This is a genomic window from Labrenzia sp. VG12 (genome assembly GCF_002237595.1).
GTDB lineage: Bacteria > Pseudomonadota > Alphaproteobacteria > Rhizobiales > Stappiaceae > Roseibium.
On the sequence record NZ_CP022529.1, the window covers coordinates 5,374,113 to 5,394,586 of the forward strand.

Sequence of the window (20,474 nt, forward strand, 5' to 3'; positions counted from 1 at the left end):
CCTGTTGTTCAGACCGAAGACGTTTCGCCGTTGGTCTCGATGATCGCGGTGATCTTGTCGATGTTCTGAAGAAGAATGTCGATCAGCCTGGGCTCGAAATGCCGGCCGCGCTGCTCGCGCATGAAGTCGATGATCTTGTCGAGCGGCCAGGGGTCCTTGTAGCAACGCTCGGCCCCAAGGGCCTCGAACACGTCTGCAACGGCGGTGAGACGACCGTAAAGGTGGATGTCTTCGCCACCGAGACCGGCCGGGTAACCACTGCCATCCCATTTTTCATGATGGTCGCGGGCGATGATTGCCCCGGCCTGCAACACGCGCCTGCTCGAGGTTTTCAGAATATCGTAACCGAGCCGGGCGTGGGTTTTCATGATCTCCCATTCGGCGTCATCCAGCTTGCCCGGCTTGCTCAAAATGGCATCGGGAATGCCGATCTTGCCGATGTCATGAAGCGGCGAGGCAAGCCGGATCACTTCCGCCTCCTCTTCGCCGAGGCCATATTCAAGCGCCAGAAGCTGGCTGATCTCGGCAACGCGCTGCACATGGTGCCCGGTTTCCAGAGACCGGGTCTCGATTGTCTCACCGAGTATGTCGACCATCTCGATCTGCGTCTGTTCGATCTCGTGAACCAGATCCATGTTCTCGCATGCAATCGCAACGTTGCGCTCGAACAGGGAGAGCAGCGATCGATCTAGCTCGCCGGGTTCTCTGCAAAGCCCCTTGAGATGCAGGAACCGCTTCAGGCCATCCCGGCACTTGATGACGGCCGTATAGTCCGTTGAGGTCATCTCGCTGCGGCTGCAGGTCAGCGCGGCTGCGAGATCCTTGATCATGGCAGGGTCCTGAATGTCTGTGAGATCCCTGCCGGCATAAGGTTCGTAGCAACCGGTGGCGGCGACGATCTGGAGGGATTGTCCCTGTCCCTGTGCGGCGAAAGCACTGGTGTTGCTGCCCGGCCGGGTGCACTGCGTTTGAACCAGCCCGTCGAGTTCCTGCAGGACAAGTTCGGCGAGGTTCTCCTTGGTATGCATCTCGAACATCCGTGCAGAAGCTTCGATCACCGCTTCCAGACCGCGTCTGTTTCTTTCCAGCTCGATGATGTCGCGATAGGAACGAAGGGAGGCATAGAGCAGGGTCGTGAGCTTGCGCGAGGTCAGCTCGGTCTTTTCCTTGTAGTCATTGATATCGTATCTGGCGATCACGTCCCGTTCCGGCGCCTGGCCGGGCTGGCCTGTGCGCAGCACAATGCGCACGGTGGTATTGCCGAGATCCTCGCGAATGAACCGGGCAACGTCCAGGCCCGCCGTTTCGCTTTCCATCACCACGTCCAGCAGGATCAGGGCCGTATCTTGATGCTCCTGAATGGCAGTCATTGCCTGTGCGCCGGAATAGGCCGAGATGAATTCCAGCGGCCGATCGTCAAACGTGAAGTCGGTCAGGGCCAGACTGGTGACATCGTGGATGGCCTGCTCGTCGTCAACCAGCAGGACCTTCCAGGGCGCTCCCTGGTTCGGGCTTGGCTCCGGGTCGTCAGAGAACAGGATCTTTTCGTTCTGGTCACTCATGTAACGTCCTGCGAGGGCACCGCTTTCAACGGGATTGTAATATGGACCGAAATTCCTTTGTCGGGAACACTGTCACAAACGACCGTGCCGCCCAGCTTCCTGGTGACGAGATTGTAGACGATATGCATGCCGAGGCCGCTGCCACCGCTGCCGCGTTTCGTCGTAAAGAACGGATCGAAGATACGCTTGAGCACATCCGCCGAGACGCCCTTGCCGTTGTCGCTGTAGTGAATGTGAGCGTTTTGCCCGGTAAGAGAACTGTCGATCCGGATCTCACCGGTCTCGCCGTCGTCAAAGGCATGGGTCAGGGAATTCAATACCAGGTTGGTGACGATCTGCGACAGGGCGCCCGGAAAGCTGGTCAGCACGATGTCTCGATTGCCCGTGACCACGATTTCATGTGGCGTCTTCTTCGTTTGCGGCAGAAGACTGAGCAGTGTTTCTTCCACATAATCAACCAGCTTGAAGGTTCGCAATTCATCGCTGGACTGATCCACGGCAACCTGCTTGAAACTGCGCACCAGATCTGATGCGCGATGCAGATTGCCGACGATGATCCGGGACGACTGCCCGGCCTGATCAATAAACGCATCCAGACCGCGCCGGGTGAGGCTCTGCTGACTGACCAGACTGGAAATGTCTGAGACCTTCTCTTCCAGAAAGGTTGCCGCCGTCAGACCGACGCCGATCGGCGTGTTGACTTCGTGGGCAAGCCCGGCCACCAGCCCGCCGAGCGACGCCAGCTTTTCGGTTTGCACGAGCTCCTTTTCCGCCAGCTTCTGGTCTGTAATGTCGTAGTGCCAGACGATTGTTGCGGGCGCGTCCTCGAATTCGATGGGAATGGCGTCATGCAGACCCCACCAGGTGCTGTTATCGACCCGCCGCCGTTCCATGATAAACCGTTGAAAGCCTTCACCGCGTTCAACGCAGGCGCCGGCATTTTCCCGGTCCCTTGTCTCAACGAAGGTGTTTTCGAAGCCGAATTCGTCCAGTTGTTCGGAGGAGCCTGCGTGGAAAAATTCCAGAAAACGCTGGTTGGCGTAGATCCGCCTGATCGGGTTCATCCGCAAGATCGAGATCCCGGCGGACGAACTGTCGAGGATCTGGCGCAGCCGAGTTTCGCTTTTGTGCAATTCCTCCTGGACGTGGCGACGGTCGTTGACTTCCTTCGCCAGGTCACGCGTTCGTTCCTCAACCAGGTCTTCGAGCTGGTCGCGATAGTGCTCCAGCTCCAGTTGGCGATTCCGCCGCTCCGTGATGTCGGTCGTGGTGCCGAACATGCGCATTGGCTTGCAGTCGGGCGAGAATTCAACCTGTCCCCGCTGTTCCAGGTAACGGTCGCCTTCGTCGGTCGTGATCCGGTGCACGATCCGGTAGGGAGCAACCTCCCCGGGATCCATTGCGCGCTGCATTTCGTCGGTGACGCTCTGCCTGTCCTCCGGGTGCACGGCAGCCAGAAAGGCCTCCGCCGAGGGGGGCACGTCTCCAGGGAGATACCCGAGCAGGCGATATTCTTCGTCGGACCAGCGTGCCAGTCCGGTTTCCAGATCCAGGTCCCAGTTGCCGAGCCTTGCAAGCGACTGGGCTTCTTGCAGTAGCTGTTCACTTTCCCTGAGGCCGGCGTCCGTCCGCTGCAGCTCCCGGTTTAGCGTCCGCTGACGAACAACAAAGGCAAACAGGACAAAGGCAACAACAACAGTTGCGGCAATCATCAACTGATATTGCAGCAGCAGTCTGGTTTCGTTTGTCTCGAATTCGAGAAAATCGGACTGGAAGGAGGTCCAGAATTCTCTTTCGATCTGCTCGCACAGCCGACCGATTTCTCGTGAATTTGCGCTGATCGTGCGCAGGACCTCGTCCGAGGGCGAGGTGCCGCCGATGGACATCAGCGCGAGATTGTCTCGAATGAGCGGCGACACGCGCTCGACCATCGCAGCCTTGTCGATATAGTCGCTGAAAACAAATCCCAGAGACGCCTTGGTGAGGTTCTGTGCCTGGATCAGCTGGTTGGTGTCTTGCTGCTGGATCGCGAGAAGGTAACTCTGGTAACCGCGCTGGGACAGGAGAGCAACCTTCATGGTCAGCCGCATCGAATCTGTCATGCGCATGGTGGCGCTGGACTGTTCGAGACGGGCTGGGGCCTGTTCAAAGGCCCGGTACAGATAGGTTCCGGACAAGGCCATTGCCACGAGAAGCATGCCGGTGAGAAGTGCAGCAGACCTTGATACCAAGTTTCACTCCATGGAGATTTCAGTGATCATCCAGATCCACTTGGGCAGATTGGCTCGGTACTCTTTCTGTTTTTCGTCATAGTCCGGAAAGACGACGAAGAGCGGCCCCTTTTCATCAAAATCTACATATCGGTCGTTCACCCGGGTCGCGAGCAGGATGCGTATCGATTGCCATTCGTCCCTGGTGAAAGTGATCTCGTAATCGTCGATGGCCCGGGTGATGACAGTGGAAACGCCCGGAGTGCCGAAGCGCTCGACGAAATCCTCCATCCAGACCCCGTGATAGGCGTTGCTTCGTTTTTCATAAGGGTGAAACGCCTGCAGCTGCTGCAGGCCGGCGGTCTCAATGTCCGCAACAGTGAGAAATCTTGGTGAGCCTTCCTGATCCGCATTGGACACACGAATTCTTTGATCGATCCCGTCTGCGGCATGACCCTGCATGAGCGCGCCGATGATCAAGGTCAGAAAGACAATCCCCTGTCTGATCATGTAACACCTACCGCGTCGTTAAGGCTGTACATAGTCTGCACAAGCAAACCAGAATGCTATTATGAAGCTAACGATTTAAGATTGTATTTTTAAAGCTGGTGAAAGTTGCAACTGTCAAAAGGAATTAGGTAATACCACGCAACTTTCTTGGAATGCGTGAGTGACAATTTAAGAAACTGTCGGTTCCGAAGCAGAGTTGGCGTTGTCACGCCAATCAGTCTTTTTCCGTGTAGAAGAATTTCGGAAAGATGTCTTCCAGCGCGGGGTCTTTGCCGGTCTCGGCATTCGCCGTGTAGAACTGACGGTTGGCCTTCAGGTTGGCGTAGCCGTGGATGAAGGTCCAGAGCATGGTTTCCGCCGTGGTCTGGTGCACGGGGTTCTCGCAATTGTCCGGGGACAGGCCTGAGGCCACCTCCCGCAGAACCGCATAGGCTTCGCGGCTGGCCGGCAACAGGTCTGGGTAGAGGTCGAGTTTGCGCTCCATGGAAAACATCAGCCGGAACAGATGCGGATTGTCTTCCACAAAGGCGACATAACCCTTGGCGCTTGCGATGATCTGGGATCTGGCGTCACCGGGGGCTTGTTCCATATGCGCGCGCATCGTGGCCGCGAACTTGCGAAATCCTTCCGTGGCGATGGCTGCCTGGAGCACGGCAAGGTTGGCAAAGTGGTTCTTGGGAGCTCCGTGCGAGACACCGGCCCGGGCTGCGCAGGCACGCAGCGACAGGCTTTCCAGCCCGTCTTCGTTCAGGATGTCGAGTCCGGCCTGAATCAGGGCCTCCTTAAGATTGCCATGATGATATTTCACAGTGCTCAGGCTGAAGCCCTCCACAAATAGACGCCGTCAACATTTCGATTGACTGTGACAACTGACGAATGTAGACACTGACAACATTGCTGGGGTCGCATTGCTGAGAGTGGTCATATGTTGTCAAAGTGTTATGTACGTGCCGCTGCCGTTGCAAGCGCCGTTCTTGTCGCAGGGGAAGTTTCTGCTCAGGAAACAAAGGATTGGAGCGTACTGGTTGGTGCCGGTGCGTTTTTTGGCCCGGAATATCTGGGGTCGAAGGATTACGGTTTTGCGCCGGGGATCATCGGCTCCATTGAAAAGGGGCCCTATTTCGTCAAGTTCAACGGCCTGACGGCCACTGCCAATGTTCTGCCCTTCGAGAGTTTCTATGCCGGTCCGCTGATCGGCTACGGGTTCGGACGCAAGGACGTCAACGACAAGGTTGTCGACAAGCTGCCGGATGTCGACCACGAACTCTGGGTTGGTGGTGTCGTCGGTGGTGGTTACGCCGGATTGCTGCTGCAGCGGGACTCGCTTGGGGCCAATATCGAAATCGCTCATGATGTCATGGGCGACAGCGGCACGACGGCAACCTTCAGCCTGGGTTATGAAATCAGCGCGACGGAGCAACTGTCCTTCGGCGTCGACCTGTCGACGACCTTCGTGGATGGCTCCCATGCGGACGCCTATTATTCGGTGACCCAGGCCGGATCGAATGCCAGCGGTCTTGCGAAATACGACGCGGATGCCGGATTTCGCGATGTCACACTCGACCTGACTTCCCGCTACGCCATCACCGAAAACTGGGGTGTCGGCGGCATGGCCGGTGCCTCGGCCCTGCTCGGCAGCATGGCAGACAGCCCGATCGTCAAGGATCGCGGCGAAGCGGTCAGTGGCCATGGCGGCCTATTTCTCTGGTACCGGTTCTGATCGCGTCGATCAGCACCGGTGGAAGGCAAAAGGCCGGCCGGCATGGAATGCCGGCCGCTTTGCTTTACCGGAACAGTGAGACCAGCACATAGACGGGGCAGACCAGCAGCGGTGCGAAGGTCAGGACCATCCCGATTGCCCGGCCTATGCCGAAACCGGATGTGACCAGGGTGCCGTAGTGCAGGAACCTGCCGAGCAGGAGGGAACCGCCGACCGCCCACAGCAGCAGTGCAGGGGCTCCGGCCAGCTCGGCGGCCGCCATGGCTAGAAGGCTCATGGGAACGGTTTCGGTGAAATTGCCATGCGCGCGCATGCGCTGCAGCAGGGCGGGGTTGCCGCCATCCATGAATTGAATATCGGTTTTCAACCGGAGCAGCCCGACGGCGATGGTCATCGGGATCTGTATCAACGCGAAGATGGCGATAAACACCAGCGTCACCGGCAGGGAAGAGATCATGTCCATGAAATATCTCCGTTCTTCAAAGGCAATGCGGGCGGCCATTCGCTGACCGCCCGGACCGGTCACTCCGAAGGCGCCTCGTAGGTGATCAGGGCGATCACGCCACCGACCGGATCGACAATCGTCGCCATGCGGCCGACGGACGGCACACTGAACGGTTCCATCGCAATGGTCGCACCAAGCGCTTTTGCCTTCTCGACACGGGCATCGACATCATCGACGGTGACATAAGGCAGCCAGCGCGGCGTGTCGGAGACTTCTTGCGGGAAACCTCCGATCTTGTCCTCGCCATTCGCAATGACGGAATAAGTCATGCCCGGCATTTCCATTTCCTCGGTGCCCCAGTCCAGCAGGTCGGTGTAAAACGTTTTCGCCTTGCCGCTGTCGCCGCTGTGAAGTTCCATCCAGCTGAACGCGCCGTGGGTTTGCATGGGGTTGCTCATGATGTCGTCCTATCCAGAAAATCAGTTGCCTGGGTCGGCCCAGGTAATCAAAGGACGGATGGAACGCAGCAGACCCGACAGGGCGCACCGGCTTTTTCTGAGAAACTTGTCTGGCTGCTGTTTCTGCGTCTGAAAAAAGCGGCGGTCAGCGGGGGGCGAGATCTGCCATCCTGTGAAGGACATGCTGCCTCTCGACATCCGTTCCGGCATGCTCCAGAGCCTGGAGATAGGCTTGGCGCGCCTCTTCCGGTCGTCCGAGATCCATCAGCAGGGAGGCGACAACGGAGTGGTATCCGGCATATCGCTGAAGCGCTGCCGACAGCGGTGCCAGGCGCTCCAGCGCCGCTTCCGGACCGTTCAGCCTTGCAAGCACCACGGCGCGGTTGAGCGAAACGACGGGGGAGGGCCGTATATGCTCCAGCGCTCTGTAAAGCCGGTCGATTTCTCCCCAGTCGGTCTCGGCATAGGTGGCTGCGCGGGCATGTGTTGCCGCAATCGCCGCCTCGATCTGAAAAGGTCCTGGAGCTGCGCGGCGCAGGGCGGCTTCCAGCAAGATGTTGCCTTCGGCGATCAGTCTGCGGTCCCAGAGCTGCCGGTCCTGGTCTTCCAGCGTGACGGCCAGCCCCTTCTGGTCGAGGCGCGCCTTGCGCCTGGAGTGCTGGATCAGACACAGCGCCAGAAGACCGCGCAGTTCCGGTTCCTCCGGGAACAGGCGAACTGTCAACCTGGCAAGCCGGATGGCTTCCTCGCACAGGGTTTCCCGGATCAGGTCAGGTCCCTGCGAGGCGGAATAGCCCTCGTTGAAAACGAGATAGATGGCGTTGGCAACTGCTGACAGCCGCTCGGCCCGGCCGGCTGCATCCGGCTCCTCGTAGGAGAGCTTTGCGGCCTGCAGCCGCTTTTTGGCACGCGTGATGCGCTGCTCCATCGTTTTGGCCTGCACCAGAAAGGCCCTTGCGATCTCGTCAACCGAGAGACCCGCGACAATCTTGAGCGACAGGGCAATCTGCTGGTCCCGCCGCAAGACCGGATGGCAACAGGTGAACAGGAGCCGCAGGATGTCGTCACGAAAGGCGGACCGGTCGAGTTCCTCCGTCAGGCCGGATTCCGGATGCGTGCCGTCGGTCAGCGGATCAAACGCCTCTGGGGCCGTCAGTGTCTCCCGCTTTCGTTTCCGGATCACGTCGATGCCCGCATTGCGTCCGGCAACGATCAGCCAGGCGACCGGGTCGCTTGGCATTGCGTCCGGCTGCCAGGATTTCAGGGCTTTCAGCGAGGCTTCCTGAAACGCGTCCTCGGCCAGATCGATGTCGCCGAATACACGGTTCAGCGCTGCCAGGACACGCGGACGCGCGGCCTTAAGATGCGTTGATAACCATGCGCTCGGCATTCTTGAAGTCGGCTCCCTCGAAGAATTCTACCGGCCGGATTTCAATGCGACCGTGATCGAGCGGCAGGATCTTCACCGCTTCTATCGCCTCTTCCAGGGTGGCGCAGTCGAGCAGGTAAAAGCCCATGAACTGCTCCTTGGTTTCGGCAAACGGACCGTCGGTCACGACAAAGTCCTCGCTGTCCTTGCTGACGGTCACGGAGGTGCCCGTCGACATCAGCTTGGTGGCAGCGGCAAAGTTCCGGTTTGCCTTGGTATGCTCATGAAAGGCGCCGTGTTTCTTGAGCAGCGCGGAATGTTCTTCCGGCGAAAGCGCGTCGATGAAATCTTCGCTGGCGTAAATCAAAACGGAAAAAAGCATTGTAGTCCTCCGGTTCCCTGCCGCACACGTGTGGTTTCGGAACAAGGAACGTTCCTTAGCGAGATTATCCGACAGGACAAGTTAGAAAAACCTGCAATTTCACGCCTGACCCTCGACACACACACACACACAGTCGGCGGTGAAGGAGGGAGCCTTCACGTTTTCCAAGGTCAGATAGTTTTTACAACTGTAACTACGGCAGAAACTGTGCCTTACTCTTGGAAAAGTTGTGTATGCGGGAGATGGCGATGCTTGCTCGGTCCTTGACAGTCCTCACGATTTTCTGTTCTGCGACGCTGACGTCTGCAACCGAATTCGATCTCAACGAAGACCAGCTCCAGGATGTCTATCCAGGTGAGGCCTATTCTCCCTATGCCGGTCGCAGCTTCCCTGAGCGCCCGCTCTGGGGCGACACACACCTGCACACGGGACAGTCGATGGACGCCGGCGGTTTCGGGGCCCGGCTCACTCAGGAAGACGCATGGCGTTTTGCGCGTGGCGAAGAGATCACCGCCTCTTCGGGTCAGCCCGTTCGTCTGTATCGTCCGCTCGACTGGATGGTCATCACGGAGCATTCCGACGGCATGGGCCTCATCACGGACATTCTCGATGCCTCCCCGAACGTCACGAAATACGAGCAGGGCCGGAAATGGTCGGAAGGCTATCGAGCGGGAGGGCAGGAAGCCGTTGCCGCCACAATCGACCTGATCACGCAATTCAGCCAGGGCAATGTGGAGCCGGAACTGTTTGAACAGTATCAACCGGGTGCCCGGCGGTTTGCCTCGATCTGGTCGGACAACGTCAAGACGGCGGATGCGTTCAACGACCCGGGAACGTTCACGGCACTGATCGGGTTTGAATGGACCTCGCTCGACAAGGGCAACAACCTGCATCGAAATGTGATTTTCCGCGATGGAGCCAATCGGGCAGGTCAGGTCGTGCCCTTCACGATGACGCCGCCCTTCGGCAGCCCTGATCCGCTGGAACTCTACAAGTGGATGCAGGCCTACGAGGACAAGACCAACGGTGCAGTTCTGGCGCTGGCCCACAATGGCAACCTCTCCAACGGCGTCATGTTCCCGGTCGACGCACAGTTCACCGGCAAGGCGATTGACAAGGAGTATGTCGAGCTGCGCGGCAAGTGGGAACCGCTTTACGAAATCACCCAGATCAAGGGTGACGGCGAGGCGCATCCTTTCCTGTCTCCGAATGACGAGTTCGCCGACTATTACAATTGGGACAAGGGCAATCTCGACCTGACCGTCGCCAAGACCAATGACATGCTGGCCGGGGAATATGCGCGTGAGGCCCTGAAGAACGGCATGGTGCTTGAAGATAAGTTCGGGACCAATCCCTACAAGTTCGGTTTTTCCGGCGCCACCGACAGCCACACCGGTCTGGCGACGTTTGAAGAGGACAATTTCTTCGGAAAGCACACGGGCTACGAACCCTCCGCGGAACGGTTGACCCATCCCTTCGTCAAAACCGACCAGGGAGAATTGTTCGCCTGGCAGATGGTTTCGTCCGGCCTGACAGCTGTTTGGGCCCGCGAAAACACGCGTGAATCACTGTTCGATGCCATGCAGCGCAAGGAGACCTATGCGACAACAGGCACACGCATTGCCGTGCGCCTGTTCGGTGGCTGGGATTTCACCGATGCTGACATCAACACCCGCAATCCGGCGATCCTGGGCTACCGGAAAGGGGTGCCGATGGGAGGCGACCTGATGCCGAAGCCGGAAACCGCAGGGGCACCGTCGTTTCTTGTCTATGCCCTTCGCGATCCGATCGGCGCCAATCTGGACAGGATCCAGATCATCAAGGGTTGGGTCGATGCGGACGGCAATACGCAGGAAAAGGTGTTCGATGTCGCCTGGTCGGATGACAGGCAACCGGACGCGGACGGTAATTTGCCGCCTGTCGGCAACACGGTCGATCTGAAAAGCGCCAGCTGGACCAACACCATTGGTGCATCGGAATTGGCAACTGTTTGGTCCGATCCCGAATTCGACCCGGCAGAGCGTGCCTTCTATTATGCCCGTATCCTGGAGATCCCGACGCCGCCCTGGTACGCCTATGATGCCTTCCGCTACGGGATCGATATGCCGGACGGTGCACCGACAAGCCAGCAGGAGCGTGCCTATACCTCACCGATCTGGTATACGCCGGGCACCTGACCATGCTTTAGTGTCAGGCGGGTTTGAAACCTGCCTGACATGAGCAGAACCGGAAGAAACTTTGACTGCATTGTCCCGTTTCCTGCGCCAGCCGCTTCTCCATTTTCTGGTCCTGGGCGCGCTTATCTTTGTGTATTACGGCGCGGTTGTGCCGAGTGATCCTGAACCCGGCGGAGATCCTTCGTCTGAAATTGCCGTGACGTCCTTGCAGCTGGATCGGTTGAACACCGAGTTTCAAGCCATCTGGCAGCGCGCACCTACAACTGCCGAACAGCAGAAGCTGGTCGACAATTTCATTCGAGAGGAAGTGCTGGTGCGCGAAGCCTTGCGACTGGGCCTCGATCGCGACGACACGGTGCTGCGCCGCCGGCTTGTCCAGAAAATGGACTACCTCGCAGCCTCGGCAGCCAGGGCACAAAAACCCTCCGAGGATGATCTAACGGCGCATTTTGAGGCCAACCGCGCATCCTATCTCAGGCCCGGGCACGTGGCCTTCGAACAGGTCTTTCTCGGTGAGATTCCGGACGAGACTGTGACGGCAGAAATTCTGACAAAGCTTGAGGCAGGTGTTCCCTTCTATGAATTGGGCAAGCGGACCTTGCTGCCGTCGGAATTGGGCATCTCAGCGCGGGCCAAGGTAGACGGCCTGTTTGGGGATGGTCTGTTTGAAACACTCCAGTTGTTTGAGACCGGAAACTGGCAGGGGCCTGTCAAGTCCGGCTACGGGTTTCATTTGGTGCGGGTTACCGAGAACCGGTTGCCGGAAAAACTCACTTTTGAAGAGGCCCGGGAACGTGTGAGCGAAGACTGGTTGTTGCAGAGATACGAGCAGGCCAAAAAAGACCAGCAGGAAGCGCTTGCGTCCCAATACCGGATTATTGTCGAGGGGCAGTCGCAGTGACCTGGTCCAATGCCTGCGGTCGTCTGTTGGTGTTGTTGGGTCTTTTGCTGTCAGGCACCTCGTACGCTCACGAGTTGCAGCCGGGTTTTGCTGCCCTCAAACAGATCGACAAGGTACGCTGGCAAGTCTACTGGCGCATTCCGGATGTCGCTGGCCGGGCGATGGCGATTGATCTTCTTCTGCCTGAAGCCTGTCTTCCACACACCGGCCCCAATGTCGTCTCAAAAAGCGGGTCCTGGGAAGCCGACTGGGTGGCAATGTGTGAGGGAGGTCTTGCTGGCAAGCAGATTGCCATTCCGGGTCTTGAACAAACGCAAACGGACGTTCTGGTCCGCTTTGCGGCGTTGGATAGGACACCGATTTTTCTTCGACTGAATGCGGATACGACAACGGTAACACTGCCGAGGGATCCGGATTGGCGGACCGTCTTTGCTGTTTATTCCGGACTAGGATTTGAGCACATTCTGGAAGGCTGGGATCACCTCCTGTTTCTGTTTGCCCTTCTTGTGCTGATCCCGCATTTTTGGCGTCTGGTAGGAGCCGTGACGGCCTTTACAGTCGCACACAGCCTGACCTTGGTGGCCTCCACAATTGGCTGGATATCGTTGCCTGGAGCTCCGGTGGAGGCCGTGATCGCCCTTTCCATCGTGTTCTTGGCAATTGAAATCATCTCGGCCCAGAAAGATGAAAACAGACTGTCGCAACGAGCCCCCTGGTTGGTGACTTTTGCCTTCGGCCTTCTGCATGGCCTCGGCTTCGCTGGGGCCTTGCGCGAGATCGGGCTGCCGCAGGCCGATATTCCGCTGGCCCTGCTGGCTTTCAATGTCGGTGTGGAACTGGGACAATTGGCTTTCGTCACCATTGCAGCGATCGTCCTGACGCTCCTGTTCTTGCCGTTTGGGCAGCGGGCTGTGAAGGCGCGCCGCACGTTGGTCGTCGTGCTGGCCTATACGATTGGCGGGGTATCAAGCTATTGGCTGATCGAGCGGGTCGCATCTTTCACCTGACGCGGATCCGCTCGTAGAGCTCGTGAGACTATCCCAGCCAACCATCCCGCTTCAGCACCCGGTGAGTGTCATTGAGCGTCTTTTCCGCCGTTGCCACCAGATGGTCGGCCTCTTCGTGCGTCAGCACCAGCGGCGGCGAGATGATCATGCTGTCGCGCACGGCGCGCATCACCATGCCATGTTCAAAGGAGATGTCGCGGCAGAGCAGGCCCGGCACACCGACATCCTTGAAGGGCGTTGCCGGATTTGCCTTGTCCGGCACCAGCTCCAGCGCGCCGACAAGGCCGGTCATGCGGGCTTCACCGACCAGCTCGTGTTCGCCCAGTTTCAGCCAGCGTTCCTTGAGGTAGGGGCCGATGTCGTTTTTGACCCGGTCGACCAGACCTTCCCGTTCGATGATCTCCAGATTGGCAAGCGCGGCGGCCGCGCAGGCCGGGTGTCCGGAATAGGTGTAGCCGTGATTGAAATCGTCGCCGGCCAGCATCAAGCCCTCGGCAACCCGATCAGATACCAGAACGCCGCCCATCGGCAGATAGCCGGAGGTCAGACCCTTGGCGATCGGCATCAGGTCCGGCTTCATGCCGTAATAATCTGCGCCGAACCATTCGCCCAGCCGGCCGAAGCCGCAGATGACCTCATCGGAGACAAACAGGATGTCGCGCTCTTCCAGGATACGCCGGATCTCCGGCCAGTAGGTCTCCGGCGGGATGATGACGCCGCCGGCGCCCTGGATCGGCTCGGCGATGAAGGCGGCAACCTTGTCTTCGCCGATTTCATCGATCGCTTGTTCCAGCTTGCGCGCCGCGGCGATGCCGAAGTCTTCCGGGCTCATGTCCTGGCCTTCGCCGAACCAGTAGGGTTGGTCGATGTGGTGGACGCCGGCGACCGGCAGGTCACCCTGTTTGTGCATGGCCTTCATGCCGCCCAGGCTGGTGCCGGCCAGCGTCGAGCCGTGATAACCGTTCCAGCGGCCGATGATCACCTTCTTGTCCGGCTTGCCGACCTTGTCCCAATAGGTGCGCACCATGCGGAACACCGTGTCGTTGGCTTCCGAGCCGGACGAACAGTAGAACACCCGGTTCATGTGCGCCGGAGCCAGCTGGGCGAGTTTTTCCGACAGGGCAATCGCCGGCGGATGGGTCGTCTTGAAGAACGTGTTGTAATAGGACAATTCGTTCATCTGCTTGTAGACGGCATCCGCGATTTCCTTGCGGCCATGACCGACCTGGACGCACCACAGACCGGCCATGCCGTCCATGATTTTCTTGCCGTCCGAATCCGTCAGCCAGACGCCGTCTGCGCTGGTGATCACCCAGCTGCCCTCTTCATTGAGGCTCTTCATGTCCGAAAAAGGGTGCCAGTGATGGGCGGCGTCCAGCTCCTGCAGGGCCTTGGTCGGATAGATGTTGGAATGGGCCGTCATGGCATGCGCTCCAGAAGGATAATCGGATTTCGGGTCAGACATTGAGCAGGAGATATTCCCGCTCCCAGGGGCTGATCACGGACATGAAGGTTTCGAATTCCTCGTATTTGATCGCCCGGTAGGTGGCGACGAACTTTTCGCCGAAGAGCTCGATCATTTCCTCGGACTTTTCGAGCTGGGAGACGGCTTCCGGCAGGCCGCGCGGCAGGGATTTTGCCAGCTCCGTGCAATCGTCGGCGCGCGGCTTGCCCGGCTTCAGGCCGTTGACGATGCCCAGATAACCGCAGGCCAGGCTGGCCGCGATCGCCAGATAGGGATTGGCATCCGAGCCCGGGATCCGGTTTTCCAGCCGCCGCGCCTGCGGGTCGGAATAGGGGACACGCAGTCCCACCGTCCGGTTGTCATAGCCCCAGTGGACGTTCACCGGTGAGGTCGAGGTCTTGGAGAAGCGCCGGTAGGAATTCACGAAAGGCGCCATGATGGAGGTCACCTTCGGCAGGTATTTCTGATGCCCGGCGATAAAGGCCAGGAAATCCGGAGTTTCCTCCCCGTCTTCGCTGGCAAAGATGTTGAGGCCCGTCTCCTTGTCGACCACCGACTGGTGAATATGCATCGCCGAGCCCGGCTGGTTCGACATCGGCTTAGACATGAAGGTTGCGTAAATGTCATGGCGCAGGGCCGCCTCGCGGATGGTGCGCTTGAACAGGAAAACCTGGTCGGCGAGTGCCAGCGGGTTGCCGTGGCGCAGATTGATTTCCATCTGCGCCGCGCCTTCCTCGTGGATCAGCGTGTCGATCTCCAGCCCCTGTTTTTCCGACAGGTCGTAGATGTCGTCGATCAGGTCGTCGAACTCGTTGAGAGCCGAAATGGAATAGGACTGCCGGCCGACTTCCGGACGGCCGGACCGGCCACGGGGCGGTTCCAGCGGATAGTCCGGGTCGGTGTTGGGGCGCACCAGGTAGAACTCGATTTCCGGCGCGATCACCGGCTCCCAGCCCTTGTCCTCGTAAAGCTTCAGGATACGCTTCAGGACGTTGCGCGGTGCCGTCTCGACCGGATCGCCCTGTCTGGTCTGCGCATCGTGGATGAGCTGTGCGGTCGGATCGCTCTCCCAGGGAACCGTCGTCAGCGTGCTGTAATCGGCCTTGAAATAGAGATCGCCATCGGTGGGGTTGTGCTGGAACCAGTCGTCGTCATCCGGATAGTCGCCCGAAATCGTCTGGGCGAAGATCGAGGCCGGCATGGTCATCACCGGGCCGGAAAAGAATTTTTCCGTCGGCATCATCTTGCCGCGGGCAACACCTGCAAGGTCTGGCACGATGCACTCGATGTCTTGGATGTTGCGGGCGCTGAGCCAGTCCCGTGCAGCCTCCATGCTTGGCACGCCGCGCAGGCTGTCGACCGGATTTGTGCTTTCGCTGTCGGGCGTTTCGGACGTCACGAGAGGCTCCAGAGTGTTGGTGTGTTGCCTGGGGTCCGGACCCGTGTCCATGGCCCCCGTCAATTTGGCATGCTATTTTGTGATCACAAAATGACATTTCTTGTGCATCGGATCAACCGGGTCATGTGTCCGAGAGGATTTCCTTCCCCAGCAGGCCCATGCCGTCGCTGATGTCGGCCGAGATGGCCGCGCGCAGACCGGCTGCGTCGGATTGTTCGATTGCGCGGATGGCTTCCTTGTGCCGGTCTTCAAGGCTGGCTGTGCCGACACGGCCGTAAACGGTGCGCATGAACGGGGCGAATTGCAGCCAGAGACTGTCGATCAGCGGCAGCAGCACCTCGGAGCGGGAGGCTCGGTAGATATGAAAATGAAAGGCGTGGTTCAGCCGCATATAGGCTTCCGCGTCCCCCGAAATCAGGCGCGCGTCAATATCGTCGTCAATGGCCTTCAGGGTTGCTGCATCAGCCTTTGACAGCTTCGGCAGGGCCAGCTCCGCAAGCTCGGGCTCCAGAAGCTGGCGTGCCTTCAGGACTTCGTCGAACCGGCTTGGGGTCATGTCGGGCACCTGGACGCGCCCGTTGGGTTTGACCTCCAGGGCGTTTTCAGCAGCCAGCCGCTGCAGCACCTCGCGCACCGGCATGGGGCTGACCCCGAGTTCTGCCGCAAGCCCCCTGATGGTCACGGCTTTCCCGGGAATGAAGCGTCCCGTCAGAAGGCCTGAGCGAACGGCGCTGTCGACCTGTTCACGGGTCGCGCCCCGGGACGAAGAGGGGGGCGCCTCGGCTTTGGCCGGACCGGATTGCATGGCGGATCGCCGAAGCGGCAAGGATGTCCTCCTTCTGCGTCAGGATCGCGAATTTTGCGATCCCGCTTGACAGTGTTTCCCGAAAGTGATCACATTTTTGAAAAGGACGCAAACGAAAGCTGACGACCGGTTTGTAATAAAGCGCAGGACGGATCGGCTGGCGGCAGGGGCGAGACAAAAGAAAACATGAACGAATTACCCCACCAGATCCTGGAACATCCGGCCGAGCCCGGCTGGAAACGCGACTTTGATGCCTTTATGGCCGAAAATCCGGATCTGGACACGCTGGAAGTGGTCCTGCCGGACACCAACGGCGTCCTGCGCGGCAAGTGGCTGCCCGGCAAGGCGCTGCCCAAGGTCTTTGAAGGCGGCGTTGCCTTTCCGTATTCTCTTTTCGGGCTTGATGTCTGGGGCCGGGAGGTCGAGGCCACCGGCATGCATCTGGAGACCGGCGACAAGGATGGGGTCTGCTGGCCAATCCCTGAAACGCTGAAACTTGTGCCCTGGACAGATCGCAAGACGGCTCAGGTGCTCTTGTCCATGTATGATCGGGACGGCGAGCCGTTCCTCGCAGATCCGCGCCATGTCCTTGAAAATATGGTCGCCCGGCTGAAGGACGAATTCGGCGTGACGGCCACCTGCGCCTTTGAACTGGAATTCTATCTGTTCGAAGAAAGCGACGGTGACTGGACGGAGCAGCCAAAGCCGCTCTTTTCCACGCATCTGGGGCCAGCGCGCCAGAACATGTATGCACTCTCGGACCTGGAAGCGCTGTTGCCGGTGGTCGACGATCTCAGAAAAGCCTGTGAGGCCCAGGATATTCCGGCGGATGCGGCGGTGTCCGAAGCGGCGCCCGGGCAGTTTGAGCTCAACCTGCATCACCGCCGCAATCCGCTGCTGGCTGCCGACGACGTCGTGTTGCTGCGCCGGCTGGTGGCCGGCGTAGCGCGCAAGCATGAACTCAAGGCGTCTTTCATGGCCAAGCCCTTTGTGGAATGGCCGGGCAACGGCATGCATGTGCATGTTTCGATGGAGGACGAGAGCGGCAACCTATTTGCCGATCCGGACAAGGGGCCGGAGCGGCTCGGGCATGCCATCAACGGTCTTTTGAAGACCATGCCCGAAGCCTTGATGCTGTTCATTTCCACATTCAACGGCTTCCGCCGAATGCAGCCGGGGTCCTATGCACCGGCCTCGATCTGCTGGGGGTATGACAACCGGTCGGTGGCCCTGCGGGTGCCGGCATCGAGTCCCGAGGCTGCACGCGTCGAGCACCGCATCGCCGGGGCCGACGCCAATCCCTATCTGGTCCTGACCGGCATTCTTGCGGGCATGATGGAAGGCTTGCGGCAAAAGAAGGATCCACCGGCTCCTGTCACGGGCAACGCTTATGAAAAACGCAAGAAGCGGTTGACGCCGTGGATGGACGAGGCAATCGACGCCTTCGAAGCCTCGAAACTGATGAAACAGGCCGTCGGACCGGAAATGCACAAGGTTCTGACGGAGATCAAACGGGAGGAACTGAACGAGTTCGGGCGGGAGATTTCTTCGCTTGAACGTCAGACCTATTTGTAACGGTGGCGGCGCCCAAAATCGATGCTGGACAAAATCTGGTGCCATCGCCACTCTGCGGGACAGACAAGACGTAAAACAGCGCGAATGTCCGTTAGCAATCAGGGACTAGGCCGAAAACAAGGCCTTCCGATCACACTCTGAGGGGAGTTCTCAAATGACGTTGAAATCCATGTTGACCGGTGTCGCCGTTCTCAGCCTGATGAGCGGTGCTGCACTTGCCCAGGACCGGGTTGTGAATGTCTATAACTGGTCCGACTATATCGACGAATCCATCCTGGAAGACTTCACCAAGGAAACCGGCATCAAGGTCGTCTATGACGTCTTTGACAGCAACGAGGTTCTGGAAACGAAGCTGCTGGCCGGCGGCACCGGCTATGACGTGGTCGTGCCGACAGGTACCTTCCTGGCCCGCCAGATCCAGGCCGGTGTTTTCGCACCGCTGGACAAGTCGAAACTCTCCAACCTGTCCAACATGTGGAAGGACATCGAAGCGCGTGTCGAGAAATACGACCCGGACAACGCCTATTCGATCAACTACATGTGGGGCACCACAGGCATTGGCTACAATGTCGGCAAGGTGAAGGAAGTCCTTGGCGAAGACGCGCCTGTCGACAGCTGGGACCTGATCTTCAAGCCGGAAAACATCGAGAAGCTGAAGGAGTGCGGTGTTTTCATGCTGGACGCACCGGCAGAGATGATCCCGGCTGCGCTCAAATATCTGGGTCTTGATCCGGACAGCAAGGATCCGGCCGAGATCAAGAAAGCGGGTGAACTGCTCGCGACGATCCGCCCGAGCATCCAGAAATTCCATTCCTCCGAATACATCAATGCGCTCGCCAACGGCGACATCTGTGTGGCCATCGGCTGGTCCGGCGATGTGCTGCAGGCGCGGGACCGCGCAGCGGAAGCCGACAACGGCGTGACTGTCGAATATGCCATTCCGAAGGAAGGCGCCCAGATGTGGTTCGACCAGATGGCTATTCCGGCCGATGCGCCACATGTGGAAGAAGCGCATGAGTTCCTGAACTACATCATGCGACCGGAAGTCATGGCCAAGGCCTCCAACTATGTCTACTACGCCAACGGCAACAAGGCCTCTCAGGAGCATCTCAACGAGGATGTGATCGGCGATACGGCGATCTATCCGGACGAGGCAACTGTCAGCAATCTCTACACCACCACCCCTTATCCGCCGAAGGTGCAGCGCGTGGTGACACGCACCTGGACCGGCGTGAAGAGCGGCCAGTAAGTCATGTGAAGCGCCGGGTTCGGAATGGACCCGGCGCTTCTGATTTCAGTGAAATCTCTTAGGGGTGGGGGATTGTTTTGGCGAAGAAATCGATCGGTCCGGTGCGCAAGGAATTCACGCCCTGGGAGGATCCCGGCCAGGTTCCCTTCATCGAGTTCCGCAATGTCACCAAGAAATTCGGTGACTTTGTTGCGGTCAGAAATCTCTCCCTGAAAATCTACGAGCGCGAGTTTTTTGCGCTGCTCGGAGGATCGGGCTGCGGCAAGACCACCTTGATGCGCATGCTGGCCGGTTTCGAGACGCCGACCTCCGGACAGATCTTTCTGGATGGTCAGGATCTTGCCGGCATCCCGCCCTTCAAGCGCCCCTCCAACATGATGTTCCAGTCCTATGCGCTGTTCCCGCATATGAGCGTGGAGAAGAACATTGCCTTCGGCCTGAAGCAGGACAAGCTGCCGGAAGCCGATATCAGGGATCGGGTCGCGGAGATGTTGCGCCTGACCAAGCTGGAACAGTTTGCCAAGCGCAAGCCGCATCAGCTTTCCGGCGGCCAGCGCCAGCGCGTGGCACTTGCACGTTCGCTCGCCAAACGGCCGAAGGTCCTGCTTCTTGACGAACCTCTTGGCGCGCTGGACCGCAAGCTGCGTGAGGAAACCCAGTTCGAACTCATGGCGCTGCAGGAAGACCTGAAAATGACCTTCCTGATTGTTACCCACGACCAGGAGGAGGCAATGACCGTCGCCGACCGGATCGCGGTGATGGACAAGGGCGAACTGGTGCAGGTCGCAACTCCGGCAGAAATCTATGAAGCGCCCAACTCGAAATTCGTCGCCGACTTCATTGGCGACGTGAACCTGATCGAGGCCACGGTCACCGGAAAATCGGAAGCCGGAACGCAGCTTGAGGCCGTCATCGGCGATTTTTCCATCGACAGCGATCAGGTAACGGAAGCCGGTGTCGGCGACACGGTCTGGTACGCCATCCGGCCGGAAAAGGTGCGCATAACACAAGGCCAGCGCGACAAGAGCCTTGCCAACCAGGCCGGCGGGATCGTCTGGGACATTGCCTATCTGGGAGACGTGTCGATCATTCACACCAAGATTGGCGACGGGGACCATGACACCTTGCGATCAACCTTCGCCAATGTCTCGCGCATGGTGGAAAATCCGATCACCTGGGACGACAACGTCGTGCTGTCCTTTGACCGGGATGCCGGCGTCATCTTGAAGGGGTAAGCGAG

At 59.0% G+C, this 20,474-nt stretch carries 18 protein-coding genes; 7 read left to right on the forward strand and 11 right to left on the reverse strand.

The window, feature by feature from the left end:
• Positions 1–8: 8 nt before the first annotated feature.
• The 4 genes from CHH27_RS24820 to CHH27_RS24835 form a co-directional block, all read right to left on the reverse strand.
• Entirely contained in the window at positions 9–1,562 is a 1,554-nt protein-coding gene (locus CHH27_RS24820) for a DUF3369 domain-containing protein (protein ID WP_094073986.1), read from the reverse strand.
• The gene (locus tag CHH27_RS24825; protein WP_157739095.1) at positions 1,559–3,793 is read right to left on the reverse strand and encodes an ATP-binding protein; all 2,235 of its coding nucleotides are present in this window, start codon (positions 3,791–3,793) and stop codon (positions 1,559–1,561) included. Before CHH27_RS24825 ends, CHH27_RS24820 begins: the two co-directional genes overlap by 4 nt.
• A gap of 3 nt (positions 3,794–3,796) precedes the next feature.
• Positions 3,797–4,282: a hypothetical protein gene (locus tag CHH27_RS24830; RefSeq protein WP_094073988.1), complete on the reverse strand. Its 486-nt coding sequence runs from the start codon at positions 4,280–4,282 to the stop codon at positions 3,797–3,799.
• 214 nt (positions 4,283–4,496) lie between these two features.
• Positions 4,497–5,090, reverse strand: coding sequence for a TetR/AcrR family transcriptional regulator (locus tag CHH27_RS24835; protein WP_157739096.1), 594 nt, complete (start codon positions 5,088–5,090; stop codon positions 4,497–4,499).
• 117 nt (positions 5,091–5,207) lie between these two features.
• On the opposite strand from CHH27_RS24835, the gene CHH27_RS24840 reads away from it, so the two are divergent.
• On the forward strand, positions 5,208–6,002 hold the full coding sequence (locus CHH27_RS24840) for a MipA/OmpV family protein (RefSeq protein WP_094073990.1): 795 nt from the start codon (positions 5,208–5,210) through the stop codon (positions 6,000–6,002).
• Between the two features lie 64 nt (positions 6,003–6,066).
• On the opposite strand, the gene CHH27_RS24845 is transcribed toward CHH27_RS24840, so the two are convergent.
• The 4 genes from CHH27_RS24845 to CHH27_RS24860 all read right to left on the reverse strand — a co-directional run bounded on the left by CHH27_RS24845 (position 6,067) and on the right by CHH27_RS24860 (position 8,656).
• Positions 6,067–6,465 carry an MAPEG family protein gene (locus CHH27_RS24845; RefSeq protein WP_094074987.1) on the reverse strand — a complete coding sequence of 133 codons (399 nt, stop codon included), beginning with the start codon at positions 6,463–6,465 and terminating at the stop codon, positions 6,067–6,069.
• A gap of 59 nt (positions 6,466–6,524) precedes the next feature.
• Entirely contained in the window at positions 6,525–6,905 is a 381-nt protein-coding gene (locus tag CHH27_RS24850) for a VOC family protein (RefSeq protein ID WP_157739097.1), read from the reverse strand.
• Between the two features lie 145 nt (positions 6,906–7,050).
• Positions 7,051–8,295 carry an RNA polymerase sigma factor gene (locus tag CHH27_RS24855; protein WP_094073992.1) on the reverse strand — a complete coding sequence of 415 codons (1,245 nt, stop codon included), beginning with the start codon at positions 8,293–8,295 and terminating at the stop codon, positions 7,051–7,053.
• Entirely contained in the window at positions 8,264–8,656 is a 393-nt protein-coding gene (locus tag CHH27_RS24860) for a YciI family protein (RefSeq protein ID WP_094073993.1), read from the reverse strand. Before CHH27_RS24860 ends, CHH27_RS24855 begins: the two co-directional genes overlap by 32 nt.
• A 242-nt stretch (positions 8,657–8,898) precedes the next feature.
• Between CHH27_RS24860 and CHH27_RS24865 the strand changes: the two genes are divergently transcribed.
• The 3 genes from CHH27_RS24865 (at position 8,899) to CHH27_RS24875 (ending at position 12,741) form a co-directional block, all read left to right on the forward strand.
• Entirely contained in the window at positions 8,899–10,833 is a 1,935-nt protein-coding gene (locus tag CHH27_RS24865; RefSeq protein ID WP_371681865.1) for a DUF3604 domain-containing protein, read from the forward strand.
• A gap of 61 nt (positions 10,834–10,894) precedes the next feature.
• Positions 10,895–11,734 (forward strand): peptidyl-prolyl cis-trans isomerase, encoded by an 840-nt coding sequence (locus tag CHH27_RS24870; protein WP_157739098.1) that lies wholly within the window; start codon positions 10,895–10,897, stop codon positions 11,732–11,734.
• On the forward strand, positions 11,731–12,741 hold the full coding sequence (locus tag CHH27_RS24875; protein ID WP_094073996.1) for a HupE/UreJ family protein: 1,011 nt from the start codon (positions 11,731–11,733) through the stop codon (positions 12,739–12,741). The genes CHH27_RS24870 and CHH27_RS24875 overlap by 4 nt, the downstream gene beginning before the upstream one ends.
• Positions 12,742–12,769: 28 nt before the next feature.
• Here the strand turns inward: CHH27_RS24875 and CHH27_RS24880 are convergent, their stop codons facing one another.
• The 3 genes from CHH27_RS24880 to CHH27_RS24890 form a co-directional block, all read right to left on the reverse strand.
• The gene (locus tag CHH27_RS24880; RefSeq protein ID WP_094073997.1) at positions 12,770–14,164 is read right to left on the reverse strand and encodes an aspartate aminotransferase family protein; all 1,395 of its coding nucleotides are present in this window, start codon (positions 14,162–14,164) and stop codon (positions 12,770–12,772) included.
• A gap of 34 nt (positions 14,165–14,198) precedes the next feature.
• Positions 14,199–15,656 carry a glutamine synthetase family protein gene (locus tag CHH27_RS24885; protein ID WP_094073998.1) on the reverse strand — a complete coding sequence of 486 codons (1,458 nt, stop codon included), beginning with the start codon at positions 15,654–15,656 and terminating at the stop codon, positions 14,199–14,201.
• A gap of 70 nt (positions 15,657–15,726) precedes the next feature.
• Positions 15,727–16,410: a GntR family transcriptional regulator gene (locus CHH27_RS24890; RefSeq protein ID WP_094073999.1), complete on the reverse strand. Its 684-nt coding sequence runs from the start codon at positions 16,408–16,410 to the stop codon at positions 15,727–15,729.
• Positions 16,411–16,596: 186 nt separating this feature from the next.
• Between CHH27_RS24890 and CHH27_RS24895 the strand changes: the two genes are divergently transcribed.
• From CHH27_RS24895 to CHH27_RS24905, 3 genes are all read left to right on the forward strand, one after another.
• Positions 16,597–17,985: a glutamine synthetase family protein gene (locus tag CHH27_RS24895; RefSeq protein WP_094074000.1), complete on the forward strand. Its 1,389-nt coding sequence runs from the start codon at positions 16,597–16,599 to the stop codon at positions 17,983–17,985.
• Between the two features lie 154 nt (positions 17,986–18,139).
• Positions 18,140–19,234 carry a polyamine ABC transporter substrate-binding protein gene (locus tag CHH27_RS24900; RefSeq protein WP_198338293.1) on the forward strand — a complete coding sequence of 365 codons (1,095 nt, stop codon included), beginning with the start codon at positions 18,140–18,142 and terminating at the stop codon, positions 19,232–19,234.
• A 77-nt stretch (positions 19,235–19,311) separates the two neighbouring features.
• Complete coding sequence (locus CHH27_RS24905; RefSeq protein WP_094074001.1) at positions 19,312–20,469, forward strand: ABC transporter ATP-binding protein; 1,158 nt, start codon at positions 19,312–19,314, stop codon at positions 20,467–20,469.
• Positions 20,470–20,474: the final 5 nt, after the last annotated feature.

What these genes read in the sequence shown, in the direction of transcription:
- CHH27_RS24820 (WP_094073986.1), bottom strand. Translation starts at nt 1,562, where the DNA reads ATGAGTGACCAGAACGAAAAGATCCTGTTCTCTGACGACCCGGAGCCA.
- CHH27_RS24830 (WP_094073988.1), bottom strand. Translation starts at nt 4,282, where the DNA reads ATGATCAGACAGGGGATTGTCTTTCTGACCTTGATCATCGGCGCGCTC.
- CHH27_RS24840 (WP_094073990.1), top strand. Translation starts at nt 5,208, where the DNA reads ATGTTGTCAAAGTGTTATGTACGTGCCGCTGCCGTTGCAAGCGCCGTT.
- CHH27_RS24845 (WP_094074987.1), bottom strand. Translation starts at nt 6,465, where the DNA reads ATGGACATGATCTCTTCCCTGCCGGTGACGCTGGTGTTTATCGCCATC.
- CHH27_RS24850 (WP_157739097.1), bottom strand. Translation starts at nt 6,905, where the DNA reads ATGAGCAACCCCATGCAAACCCACGGCGCGTTCAGCTGGATGGAACTT.
- CHH27_RS24855 (WP_094073992.1), bottom strand. Translation starts at nt 8,295, where the DNA reads ATGCCGAGCGCATGGTTATCAACGCATCTTAAGGCCGCGCGTCCGCGT.
- CHH27_RS24860 (WP_094073993.1), bottom strand. Translation starts at nt 8,656, where the DNA reads ATGCTTTTTTCCGTTTTGATTTACGCCAGCGAAGATTTCATCGACGCG.
- CHH27_RS24865 (WP_371681865.1), top strand. Translation starts at nt 8,899, where the DNA reads ATGGCGATGCTTGCTCGGTCCTTGACAGTCCTCACGATTTTCTGTTCT.
- CHH27_RS24880 (WP_094073997.1), bottom strand. Translation starts at nt 14,164, where the DNA reads ATGACGGCCCATTCCAACATCTATCCGACCAAGGCCCTGCAGGAGCTG.
- CHH27_RS24885 (WP_094073998.1), bottom strand. Translation starts at nt 15,656, where the DNA reads ATGGACACGGGTCCGGACCCCAGGCAACACACCAACACTCTGGAGCCT.
- CHH27_RS24890 (WP_094073999.1), bottom strand. Translation starts at nt 16,410, where the DNA reads ATGCAATCCGGTCCGGCCAAAGCCGAGGCGCCCCCCTCTTCGTCCCGG.
- CHH27_RS24895 (WP_094074000.1), top strand. Translation starts at nt 16,597, where the DNA reads ATGAACGAATTACCCCACCAGATCCTGGAACATCCGGCCGAGCCCGGC.
- CHH27_RS24900 (WP_198338293.1), top strand. Translation starts at nt 18,140, where the DNA reads ATGACGTTGAAATCCATGTTGACCGGTGTCGCCGTTCTCAGCCTGATG.